Source organism: Salinivibrio siamensis (genome assembly GCF_001996005.1).
Classification (GTDB): Bacteria; Pseudomonadota; Gammaproteobacteria; order Enterobacterales; family Vibrionaceae; genus Salinivibrio; species Salinivibrio siamensis.
In genome coordinates this window covers 18,302-30,311 of sequence record NZ_MUFB01000033.1, presented here as the reverse complement: position 1 = coordinate 30,311, position 12,010 = coordinate 18,302, and the positions used below count along the sequence as shown (strand labels likewise).

The 12,010-nt window shown below is 49.5% G+C and carries 11 protein-coding genes; 2 read left to right on the top strand and 9 right to left on the bottom strand.

Annotated elements, in window-relative coordinates; all coding sequences use genetic code 11:
- The 5 genes from BZG73_RS14015 to BZG73_RS13995 all read right to left on the bottom strand — a co-directional run.
- The coding region (locus BZG73_RS14015) for a DEAD/DEAH box helicase (RefSeq protein ID WP_131826206.1) at nucleotides 1-952 on the bottom strand (952 nt) is incomplete at its 3' end.
- Between the two features lie 5 nt (nucleotides 953-957).
- The gene (locus BZG73_RS14010) at nucleotides 958-1,884 is read right to left on the bottom strand and encodes a HamA C-terminal domain-containing protein (RefSeq protein WP_077668633.1); all 927 of its coding nucleotides are present in this window, start codon (nucleotides 1,882-1,884) and stop codon (nucleotides 958-960) included.
- Nucleotides 1,885-1,990: 106 nt separating this feature from the next.
- Nucleotides 1,991-2,608 (bottom strand): hypothetical protein, encoded by a 618-nt coding sequence (locus BZG73_RS14005; protein WP_077668632.1) that lies wholly within the window; start codon nucleotides 2,606-2,608, stop codon nucleotides 1,991-1,993.
- A gap of 322 nt (nucleotides 2,609-2,930) precedes the next feature.
- Entirely contained in the window at nucleotides 2,931-3,767 is an 837-nt protein-coding gene (gene fghA, locus BZG73_RS14000; protein ID WP_077668631.1) for an S-formylglutathione hydrolase, read from the bottom strand.
- Nucleotides 3,768-3,805: 38 nt separating this feature from the next.
- Nucleotides 3,806-4,954, bottom strand: a complete 1,149-nt coding sequence (locus tag BZG73_RS13995; protein WP_077668630.1) for an S-(hydroxymethyl)glutathione dehydrogenase/class III alcohol dehydrogenase — start codon at nucleotides 4,952-4,954, stop codon at nucleotides 3,806-3,808.
- 142 nt (nucleotides 4,955-5,096) lie between these two features.
- Between BZG73_RS13995 and BZG73_RS13990 the strand changes: the two genes are divergently transcribed.
- A complete protein-coding gene (locus BZG73_RS13990; protein WP_077668629.1) occupies nucleotides 5,097-5,993 on the top strand; it encodes a LysR family transcriptional regulator in 897 nt (298 codons plus the stop codon).
- A gap of 91 nt (nucleotides 5,994-6,084) precedes the next feature.
- On the opposite strand, the gene BZG73_RS13985 is transcribed toward BZG73_RS13990, so the two are convergent.
- From BZG73_RS13985 to BZG73_RS13970, 4 genes are all read right to left on the bottom strand, one after another.
- A complete protein-coding gene (locus BZG73_RS13985; RefSeq protein ID WP_077668628.1) occupies nucleotides 6,085-7,689 on the bottom strand; it encodes a methyl-accepting chemotaxis protein in 1,605 nt (534 codons plus the stop codon).
- A gap of 166 nt (nucleotides 7,690-7,855) precedes the next feature.
- Nucleotides 7,856-8,893: a DUF2955 domain-containing protein gene (locus tag BZG73_RS13980; RefSeq protein ID WP_077668627.1), complete on the bottom strand. Its 1,038-nt coding sequence runs from the start codon at nucleotides 8,891-8,893 to the stop codon at nucleotides 7,856-7,858.
- 12 nt (nucleotides 8,894-8,905) lie between these two features.
- A complete protein-coding gene (locus BZG73_RS13975; RefSeq protein ID WP_077668626.1) occupies nucleotides 8,906-9,964 on the bottom strand; it encodes an HlyD family secretion protein in 1,059 nt (352 codons plus the stop codon).
- Nucleotides 9,965-9,986: 22 nt separating this feature from the next.
- Nucleotides 9,987-10,463: a MarR family winged helix-turn-helix transcriptional regulator gene (locus tag BZG73_RS13970; RefSeq protein ID WP_046075728.1), complete on the bottom strand. Its 477-nt coding sequence runs from the start codon at nucleotides 10,461-10,463 to the stop codon at nucleotides 9,987-9,989.
- A gap of 203 nt (nucleotides 10,464-10,666) precedes the next feature.
- Here BZG73_RS13970 and BZG73_RS13965 point away from each other — a divergent pair, with 203 nt between their 5' ends.
- Entirely contained in the window at nucleotides 10,667-11,959 is a 1,293-nt protein-coding gene (locus tag BZG73_RS13965) for an alpha/beta fold hydrolase (RefSeq protein WP_077668625.1), read from the top strand.
- Nucleotides 11,960-12,010: the final 51 nt, after the last annotated feature.

The following is a 12,010-nucleotide window of genomic DNA, read 5'->3' as shown; positions in this document are numbered from 1 at the left end:
GAGATATGGTTTCAGTAAAAAACTTACCGTTATCTGATATATTGAAAATATCAAAGAAATACCCTGGATTTTTTATAAGTGGACTAGCAAACAATATTTCTGTTCTGGGATATTTTTTCAAAAGATAGTCAATAGAACTCTGTAAGAGAATGCCTCGCTTACCTTTTTGAATCTCATGAGCTTCATCAACTATTAAAGATGTTATGGCAGGCTTTTCACCTATAGTGTCGCTCAAATAGTTCATCAAACGTTCTTGAGTGAGAATATAGACAGCCCCGTGTTTAATTTTTTCCTTAGATATAGAAAATGGGGCTGTTCTAATAATTACATCATCAAGATTGTACTGTCTAAACGAATCCCTAATTCTGTTAGAAACTTCAGTGATCAATGCTCTGGTCGGCACTATATATATGATGCATTGATTATCTTTTTCTTTCAATTTTTTTATGAGATTTAGCCCAAGTACAAAAGACTTTCCAGCAGATGTTGGCGCAGAAATACTTAAAGCCTTTTCTTCTTGCAACGATTTGTAGAAATCATATTGGAAATCAGTTAGTTTTATTGATTCCTCGTCAATGAAAACAGAGTTTTCCACTTCTCTACTTAAGCATTCCAACTTCAAAAAACTTGGTATTTTATTTCCTGAAAATTTGAAGCGTTCTTTTAGAAGTTTCCGTCCTGGAAAATTACCTAGTCTAGACATTATGACTTCTGCAGAACTCAATAGTTTAGAGTCATCAACTGACCTTACTTCCAGAAGCCTTGTAGTGATTTCATATGCAAGTATTTTATCTTCAGCTTTTTCAGAGAGAGATAAAATAGATGCATACCCCAACAACTGGTTAATTTCAGTTTCTTCTAGTGGTCTTTCTTTGCTTATAGAGGTTCCAGGTAGCTGATTCTGTGTGCTATGGATTTTCAGTTTTTCTATGACACTTTCTATGTTATTCATAGTAATCAATCGAGCGCCTCATTGAATGCTTTTCTAAACTCTACAACCGAGGGGAACGGGAGGAAGAAAACATCGAAAACTAAGTGTTTTTTCTCGAATTTTTCGAATTTTTCTTGTAAAATCTTGACTAAGCTTTCAGCGTTAGACCGCAGCTCATACTCAAATCTGCTTATCAACTTACTATGGGGTTCTGACAATACATCATCATAACCGTTATAGTCATAGCCAATCAGACAAGCATGATTAACTCTTACATTTGTACCAGGGTTTCCATTAATAAATAGCTGTGAAATTTCATTCTTTACTGCTTCATCAGCATACTTAAAGTGCTTTGTCACCATGTTGAATTCATGTTCGTACATTTTTACATCATGAAAATCATTGACGCTTTTCAATGCTGAGGTCAGTGCATCAGAAACTTTCTTATAAAGCTTTGATTCCCCGAAATAAAAATCAACGACTTCTAACTCTTCGTTCCACCTAGCATGAATTCCATCTGACCCTTTTACTTCATCTTTGTGATTTGTTTTAAGCTCCATTTTTGAAACAATTTGCGGAGCTTTTAGGACTGCTTCCATAAGAAAGTACAGTAGTGTTTCTCCCGCTTCGCCCGTTTTATCTGGGGAGTCATCTGATATCTTTGGGTGTCTGAATAAGCTTCTTGCTTGTTTAGTTAAAAGAGTTGACTGTCTAGACGTTAAAGTCTCCTCTCTATTTTTGGCTGATAAACAATAGTCGATAATGTATGCATATAAGGTATCAGCCAAGGCTTTAACCATTGGCTTCTTGTTTCCATCAAATTTCAAGTAATGAAATCTAACCGTAGTTTCAATGCCAGTTATTTTTAGATCATGTTCAAATACATTTATACAATTCGAAAAATCTGGATTTTCAACTGATATTTTTTCTGCAATGTTTTTTACTAATTCCATTCAATTTAGATTCCATATAAATGAAGTTGTACTGAACTCGCTGTATACTCAAGCTGCTAACGCCACCATCTGCGGAAAATTTTTCCAAAAGAAGCGCTTTGTTAGTTTAGTAATTCTGATTACTTTTTAACACCAGCTTATGCTCTTTGGCAATAGGTATAAGTTTTTTATAGATATTATTGTAGTCTTCCAAAGAGCCCATCTGAGACCATTCAGAGAGAATAACTTCTTTCTCTTGGTCCGAAATGTAAGGCGCCACTATACGAACGTGCTGTTTAAAATCAGACGAAGCGTTTAATACGATAGATTCGCCAGCAAGAAACAATAGAGCCAGTAAAAGGTAGAACCAGATCAATAACTTGACAAATATAAAAAAGTAAGGAACCCACTTTGGAATTGGCTTGACGTTGTTTTCATCTCTTTCTTCTTTCGGCTCTTTTAAGCTAGTGGATATCTTTGACGATATTTCTCTCCAACCTACCGCAAAAATAACGAAAATTAGGATTAAAATAAAATATGAGTACGTTGTATTTTGTAAAACTGCTGCTCTAGCGTATCTGCTATCAATATAATCCGTTAAAAAACCCAATACGCCTGTTCCAAGGTAAAGGAGGGTCGAACCAGAGTACTCAACTATCAGCCAAACCGCGAATGAACCTAAAGCCCCCCAGAAGAAAGTAAAAAACCGAGGGTTTTTCTCAAGTTTCGTCCAAAATTCTTTCACAGGTTCTCCTTTAAACTAACATTGTAGTCGTGCGCATACGYGATTCCCGAAAACCGTTACACGCGTTATTTTTTAACTAACCCCCTATAATTAAACACATTTTTAACGCCAGAAGCAATCACTTTGCCTGCACAAGTATACATTCCGCCGATCAGTTGTCGGCACCTAACACGCCATCTATTGGCTACTTTGCGGGTTAGTGTATCAAGCGCTGTTTTGGTTTTCGTGCGCTACTGTCCAAAGTGTTAGCCAAGCCATATTTTGTGAAATGGGTACAAAAAAAGCGGCCCGGGTGGCCGCTTGGGTCTCGACGATTTGTGCCTTACCGCGCAAAGCGGGTGGCGTGGAAGGCGAGGTGTTCATCAATAAAGGTACTGATGAAAAAGTAGCTGTGGTCGTAGCCGGGTTGCATGCGCAAGGTGAGCGGGGAGTTGTGTTTCTCGGCCGCTTTTTTCAGGGCTTGCGGGTTAAGCTGCTCGGCTAAAAAGCCGTCTTTGTCGCCTTGGTCCACCAGCATCGGCATGGCGGTGGGGCCTTGGGCGAGCAACACGGTGGCATCATAAGCCTGCCATGTTTGTTCGTCATCGCCTAAATAGGCGCTAAAGGCCTGTTTGCCCCACGGGCACTCAGTGGGATGACAAATGGGGCTGAACGCCGAAATGCTGCTGTAGCGTGATGGGTTACGCAAACCAATCACTAACGCGCCGTGGCCGCCCATGCTGTGTCCGGCAATCGCGCGCTGGTTATTGACCGCAAAGTGCGATTCAATCAGTTCCGGCAGTTCGTTGGCAACGTAGTCGTACATCTGGTAGTGCGACTGCCACGGCGCTTGGGTGGCATTGACATAAAACCCCGCCCCTTGGCCGAGATCGTATTGATTGGCATCGGCTACGCCCTCGCCGCGCGGACTGGTGTCCGGCGCTACAATCGCCATCCCCAAGGTGGCGGCTTGTTTAAACGCGCCGGCCTTTTGCATAAAGTTTTCGTCGGTGCAGGTCAGGCCCGAGAGCCAATAGAGCACCGGCACCGGTTGTTCTTTCGCTTTCTCTGGCAGAAAGATCGCAAAGGTCATTTTGCCGTTGGTGGCTTTAGAGTCATGCTGCCAACGTTGGTGCCAACCGCCCGCGACTTTGTTTTCGCTTATTTTTTCTAGTTGCATGGTTATTTTACCGCCGCGTTGCCACGGTGGCCGTCCTGTTATTGGTCCATGTGGATCACGCTGCGAATGCTTTTGCCTTCGTGCATCAGTTCAAAGGCGCGGTTTACTTCATCAAGGCCCATGGTGTAGCTAATGAATTCTTGCAGGCCAAACTCACCATCGAGGTAGCGCTCGACAATGCCGGGTAGCTCTGAGCGGCCTTTAACGCCACCAAATGCCGAGCCTTTCCAGACGCGCCCTGTCACCAGCTGGAACGGACGGGTCGAAATCTCTTGGCCTGCGCCAGCAACACCAATGATCACTGACTCGCCCCAGCCTTTGTGGCAGCACTCGAGCGCTTGGCGCATCACATCCACATTGCCGATACATTCGAACGAGTAGTCAACCCCGCCGTCGGTCATCTCCACAATCACTTGCTGGATAGGTTTGTCGTGGTCTTGAGGGTTAATCACATCGGTGGCGCCCAGCTGCTTGGCGAGGGTGAACTTGCTTTCATTGATATCAATGCCAATGATGCGGCTTGCACCGGCCATACGTGCGCCGATGATGGCTGACAGGCCAATGCCACCCAAACCGAAAATCGCCACTGTGTCGCCTTTTTCTACTTTGGCGGTGTTCATCACCGCGCCCATGCCAGTGGTCACGCCACAGCCGAGCAAGCAAACTTCTTCTAGGGGCGCGGCTTTGCTCACTTTCGCTAGTGAGATCTCGGGCAATACCGTGTATTCCGAGAAGGTCGAGCAGCCCATGTAGTGGAAAATGGTCTCGCCGTTAATCGAAAAGCGTGAGGTACCGTCTGGCATCAGGCCTTTGCCTTGGGTTTCACGTACCGCGCCACATAGGTTGGTTTTGCCAGATTGGCAGAATTTACACTCACCACATTCCGCGGTGTAAAGGGGGATCACATGGTCGCCCACTTCTACGCTGGTGACGCCCTCGCCGACCATTTCAACAATCCCGCCGCCTTCGTGGCCGAGAATCGAGGGGAAAACGCCTTCAGGATCGTCGCCCGATAAGGTGAACGCATCGGTATGACACACGCCGGTAGCGACGATTCTGACCAACACCTCACCCGGTTTAGGCAGTTCAACGTCGACCTCTTCCATTTTCAGTGGCTGGCCTGGCCCCCATGCGACGGCGGCTTTGGATTTGATATGTGTTTGTCCTGGCTGGATGGTTAGTGCCATTGGAGGTTCCCTTCTGTTCTTGTTAATTGCGTACCTGACTATGCTAACCAAGTTAGATTTAGTTATAATCCCGCAAATTTGAAAATTATTATTTCACTCACGTAATAATGTATATGGGTGAATAATGACAGGATAGACAGCAATGGCGCCCCATTGGGAAGGACTTAACGAATTTTTATCGGTCGCCGAGCATGGCAGCTTCACCCAAGCGGCCAATAAACTCGATACCACAGTGGTGTCAGTCAGTCGCCGGGTGGCTGCACTCGAGGCCTATTTAGGGGTGAAGTTGTTTCATCGTACGACGCGGAAGGTGTCGTTGACCGATGAGGGTGAGCTCTATTATCAACGTTGCCGTCCGCTGATCGCGGCGTTGGTGGATGCCGAACAAACCATTACCCAGGCTCAGTCGTTACCCGCGGGGCAAATTCGTGTCACCGCACCGGTAAACTTTGGAGAGCAATATATCGCCCCCCTACTCGCGCCATTTATGGTGGCGTATCCGCAAGTGGCGGTGGATTTACATTTGACTAATCGGCGAGTGGATATGACCGATACCGGCACCGATGTCGCGATCCGCATTGGCCACTTGCCCGACTCAAGCCTGAAAGCCAAGCGACTGGGGTCGCGGCAATTAACCATCTGCGCCAGTCCGGACTATTTGGCTTTAAATGGCCGCCCCGACTCGCCCAGTGCGCTCAGTCATCACCGCTGCTTAGTAGGATCGAACGAGCATTGGCACTATCAAAGCGGCGGCAAAGTGCGCACGTTAACGGTATCAGGCCGATTGCGCTGCAATTCAGGCGTGGCATTACTCAATGCCGCCAAGCACGGATTAGGATTGGCTCAACTGCCGCATTATTACGTGCAATCCGCGTTGGCAAGCGGCGAGTTGGAGGAAGTGTTAACCGATTATCGGGTAGAAGATGAAGGCATTTGGGCGCTGTATCCGAGCGGGCGGCAGTTACAGCCCAAGGTCTCAGCTTGGTTGGCATTTCTGGCCGAGCACTTACCCGCCCAGCAGCTACGAACAGGCATTTAACTGCCTGGTTCGATTTCAGTGTGATGCGCGAGCTGGCAAAAAATCGCCAGCACAAGGCTGGCGATAGAGGTTGCTCGGGGTAAACGCTCAATTAGTCGCGCGCCGCCCGCAATGCGCTCTCGGCAGGTTTAATTGCCGAGATTTTAAATGCGCCGACATGGTGATCCAAGGTACGCGCTAAACCGGCCAAATCTTGGCTGCTCGCCTCAAGGCTGTGGCTATCATCCAGCCCTGCTTGCGCCGCTTGGTTTACCGTATCCATATTGACGTTGATTTCATTCGCCACGCTCGATTGCTCTTCCGTCGCCGTCGCCACATGGGTGTTCATGTCCAAGATGGTGCTAACTTGCGTGGCAATGCTTTCGAGTGCGGTCAGTGCTTGCTCGGTGGCACGGTTGCCCTCAGTGGTCAGCGCTTTGCTGGTATCCATGGCATCAACCGCGTTTTTCGCCTCTTGCTGAAGCTGATCGATGGTTGATTGAATTTCTTCGGTCGATTGCGAGGTTTTAGTCGCCAAACTGCGCACTTCGTCAGCCACCACCGCAAAGCCACGTCCCGCTTCGCCCGCGCGTGCTGCCTCAATGGCTGCGTTTAGGGCAAGCAGGTTCGTTTGCTCAGAAATCCCCCGGATCACATCCAGAATCGACACAATGGATTGTGTGCGCTCGGCCAGTGAGGTGATCACCGTCGACATATTATCCATCTCGGTATCGAGCTGGTTAATCGTCGCGGTTGCTTCGGCCAAGGTTTGCTTACCGGCTTCGGTTTCATTGTTCGCCGACGAAGCGGAGTCCGCGGCATTCGAAGCACTTTGTGAGATCTCATTAATGGTAGCGATCATCTCATTCATCGAGGTGACCACCAGCAAGGCTTGTTCGCTTTGCGACTCACCACGTTTCAGCGAGTGCGCCGCTTTATCACGCAGCGATTCGGCCGAGCGCCCCAGCTCTTCACCGGTTTCCACCACATTGGCAATGATTTGGTCGATTTTTTCCACAAAGGTATTAAACGCCACCGATATACGGGTAATTTCGTTGTTGCCCGTCACCGGCAAGCGCACCGTTAAATCACCGTCGCCTTTGGAGATATCGGTCAGCGCATGCTCTAAGCCTTTGAGTGGCGCGAATAAACGGCCTAATAGCCATACCAGCACCAGGGTACAACCAATAAAAATCAAGCCAATCGCGGTGAGCTGGGCAATGGCGATACCATTAGCAGCGGCATCGACCTCCGTAATCGGGATGCCAACATCAAACGCGCCCCACAGGCGGCCATCGACATAAACCGGCATCATAATGTCGTATACCCACACCTCTTGCACATCGGCATACCAGCGAGAATGCTGCGGTTGGCCTTGGCCGGCACCGGCGACGGTATAGTTATCGCTATACACCTTACCCAGCTTTTGGGTGTCGCTGTGGGCAATGGCTTTGATGTTTTTATCAATCATTACCGCATAGCTGATGTCGTCGCGACCTTTGAGATCCGACACCATGTCTTGTAAATCGGCGGTGGGAGTGGAAGAGTTTTCTAAAATGTATTCAGCACGATCGGCCAGGAGCTCAGCCTGTGCTTGCGAACGCTTGAGAATAATGTTGTCTATCTCGTCATGCGAGATAAAGGTGGTTGCGGTGATACTGGCAATCGCCGCAACGGCAAACATGGCGCATACCACGATCAGGATGAGTTTTTTCACTTCGCTGACTTCCTATCTGTGCATCATAACTGCCATGGAGCATAGCGACAGGTCGGAGGAGAAACAAGCGATACCTCGCAAAAGTCAAATTAGGATGGGATGTTTACCGCAAAAATAACCATTATCGATTGACTAAAGCGAGGAATAACTTTGGTGGTTCAAACGCTTACGCGGCACCAAACCGAGTCGCGGAAAAGCAGTTAAGCAGCTTGTGCACCATAAAACACAACATCAAGGTGAGCACGATAGCCACCAGGTTGCTACTCACTCTGTATAAGGCATCATACATAAAGTCTTGGTTCGGGCTTAAGTATTGCCCGAATAAGATCCCAAGCGTGGCCATGGCACCAAACCCCACGCCTGAGCCCCCGGCCTCTTTTAAGTGGGCGTTGGCAAACAGCATGGTGCCTATCCATRGCAGCGGGATTACTAAGATCAGCACGTTAAACCAATCATATAAAATGACTTGGCAGCCAATGCCGTAGGCGACGCCCAACACAGTGCCTATCGCCCGCTTTCGTGCATAGCTGAGCGATCCGTTCCAATGCATCGGGAACAGTAACAACACGGTGGTGGCTTGCGCTGAAATCGAATCGCGCAAGTCAAACAACTGGAAGATGAAAAACGAGACCGTGGCCAAGGTTGCGCCCATCAGCGCTTCGTGTCGCATCCGGTGCGATTGTTTTCCTCCTGCGGGTGCGGCGGGCGGCTGACGCGGCGTGACATCGGGAATTAACCAGGTCACTAAATACGCCACCGCGACTGATAACACATTCGCGCCCAGGTTACCGAAGATTAAGGTGTTAATCGGTAAATCGGGATAGCTGGCAAAGTGCAGCATAATGCTCAGGCTTAACACACTGTTGGCACCAAAAAGAAAGAAGCGCCCTTTGGACATACAGGCAAACTTATAGGTGAAAAGCAAGAACACCAGCGGTGTCATTAATCCAGGGTGCGCGCCAAACAGTCCCCCGAGCAGCCCGACTTCTATCCCACTGATCACCGCGGAGGCGAGCAATTGCCGTGCAGCACGACCGTTAATCACGGGTACAAGTCCAAGCAACAACATCGGCGTGACGGTAAAAAACACCCCAAAGCTAAAACCGAAAAACTTACACACCGCAAAACCGAGCGTGGCACCGGTGGCAATCCGCGCGCACTGGCGCACATCGTTATCACTTAAGGGGTGATGCCATAACCTCATCGTCAGCTCCCCTTAGTAGATGTAGTGCAGCATACTCAAAAAGCCGACTTGCGCGCTGGCCAGCCACTGCGTCACCGTGCTTTCAGGCATTAGCTGTACCGTGGCGCGAGCTCCGGTTGGCAACGAGTGGCCAGGCCATTCGTCGAGCTGAATGTGCAGGCGCATTCGCTGCGCATCACGCACCCAACGGTTGGAGTTAGACGGTGACGCCAGTTGACCATTGGCGTCGATTTGTCCGGCACTGACCCCAGCATCGACACTGCTCACGTGTCCCGCGTAAAGTTTGCCCGGCTCGCTATCAAAAGTGACATTCACTGGCGTGCCGGTGTGCACATCGCGTACGCTTTTTTCGCGAAAGTCGGCAATCACATCGGCGCGTTCAGACACCAAGGCCATCAGCGGTTTACCCGCACTGGCATAAGCCCCCACATCCAGCTGCAAGTTGGTTACCACCCCGTCATGGCTGGCTCTAACAGTGGTGTAGGATTGGTTAAGCTGGGCTTTTTTTAGTTTGCTCAGCGCCACTTGTTCGGCGATATTGCTGGCACCGTCACCGCCACGTTGAATTTGAAGGGCACTAACGCGCGCTTTCGCGGCTTCCCATTTAGCGCGGGCGGTATTAGCCGCACTGATCGCATCATCACGTTGCTGCTGCGAGACACCATTTTTAGCAAACAAAGCTTTTAAGCGTTTTGCTTCACGCGCTTTTTGTGCCAAGACCGATGCCAATGCTGAGACATCTTGCCGCGCGGCCATCAGTGAAGCATCCAATTGGGCGTTAGTCTGTCTCGCCTGGGCAAGGGCGAGTTTGGCTTGGTCGACCGCAATGCGATAAGGCGCACTTTCAATCCGAAACAGAATATCGCCTTGGTGAACCCGTTGGTTGTTTTCTACCGCCAGCGCACTGACCGGCCCACTGACTTGCGGGGCCACTTTAGTCACCGTGCGCGTGACCATCGCGTGGGGCGTCAGCGGCATCAAGTTATCGGCGACCAAAAAGTAGCCAAAAATCAAAACAAAACTGAGGGCGGCCACTTTTACCCAACGTGCAAATTTTTCATCCGGTGTCATTCGTACTTCTTACCTCTATTACCTATTCTTCTGTGCCGCAGTCGTCTTCGGTGGTGGCGGTATAGTCCATTGCATTTTGATTAATGGTGACCAACACCCGCTCCAAGGCGTCAAAATCTTCAGCTGCAATACCAGAGAGCAAATGCTTGCGCACCCGCAACACCCGCGCTTCGATGCGTGACATTAAGTCACTACCACTGTCGGTGACATGCACCGTACGAGTGCGCTTATCTTCTGGCGAGCAGCGCCGTGTGATCAGCCCCTGCGCTTCTAAATGCTTCAACGTGCGCATCAAAGAGCCCAGTTCAATTTCCAGCGCCTGTGCCAATTCACTTTGGCTGATGCCATCCCCCAATCGGCGCAACATCCAAAGCGCACTCCAACGTGGATAGCTCAGCCCCAGAGGCTCAAGCTCTGAATTCGCCACACGGCGCCATAATCGCGCCGTGCGCCCTAAGTGCTCAGCGATAGACATGTGTTCGGGATTGGGCGATGTCATCGAGTTTTCCTTCCATCGTAAAAATACTTAGCAGGCTAAGTAATGCCAGGCAGACACTATAAAATAGTTAGCAGGCTAAGTAAATAGAAAGGTGACGAGCATCACAAAAACATAGCAGGTTGCTTGGATGAAACGCGCTCGCTGCTTACCACCATCTCTGGTAATCTATCTCGCGTCATCTTTTTGTTTGTAAAGGAATTACCATGCAAGATCTGTGGGATCGCCATCTCCGTTATCGCAGTCATCATATTGATATGCCGCTGGATCATAATGACGCTAACAGCCCCTCTCTCTCGATTTTCGCCCGCGAAATCGTCGATACGCGTAAAAATGAGCAAGCGTTACCCTGGCTAGTGTATTTTCAAGGTGGACCTGGCATGGAATCGCCTCGCCCTAATGGCGCGAGCGGTTGGCTAAAACGGGCATTAGACGATTACCGCGTGTTGTTGCTCGACCAACGCGGCACGGGCTTAAGCTCGCCGGTGAATCACCAAACGCTTGCCCATCTCACTGCCGCTGAGCAAGCGGACTATCTGAGCCATTTTCGTGCCGATAGCATCGTGAAAGACGCCGAGTGTTTGCGTGAGGCGTTAGGCATCAAGCAATGGGCGATCCTCGGTCAAAGCTTTGGTGGGTTCTGTGCGCTCACCTATTTATCTTTCTTTCCGCAATCGCTATCGCGCGCGTTTATCACCGGCGGTATTCCGCCGATTGAAGGGCATGCCGATAGGGTGTACCAAAAAACCTATCAGCGCGTGGAAGATAAGAACCAGCAGTTTTTCGCTCAGTTCCCCGATGCACAAGCCCGCTGCCACGAGATTGCCCAGTATTTGCAAAACAATGCGGTGACGCTGCCAAACGGTCAGCCGTTTACGGTGGAGCAGTTCCAGACCATTGGCCTAAATCTCGGCCGCGGTCATGCGGGACTGCCGCTTTATTATTTATTGGAACGAGCCTTTATTGAGGTGAACGGCGAGCGTGTGCTGAGCTATCCATTCCTTGATGCGATGCAGGCAGAGCAAGGGTATTTAACCAACCCTTTCTACGCTATTTTGCATGAATCGATTTACTGCCAGCAGCAGGCCTCGCAGTGGTCAGCCCATCGAATACGCGATCAGTTCCCGCAGTTCCACTATCAGCCCGATCAGCCGTTTCGGTTTACCGGAGAAATGGTCTATCCCTGGATGTTTGATCAACTTGCCACGCTCAAACCACTCAGAGAGGCCGCGATGTTGTTGGCGGAAAAAACCGATTGGCCGGCGCTTTATGATCTCGAGGTGCTCAAGCACAACACGGTGCCGCTCGCCTGTGCCACCTATGTGGATGACATGTTTGTTGAGTTTGATTACTCCCGCCAAACCTTGGCGAAGATTGCCAACAGCCAAGCGTGGATGACCAACGAGTACGAACACAACGGCATCGGCGTCGATGGTGAGCGTATTTTGGATCGCCTGATAGCGATCGGCGATAGCCTTGCCGCTATTCAAGGCCAATGACGCCCCGCTAAACCAATGACGATGGCCATGCCTTTGCTGCTCTGGCATGGC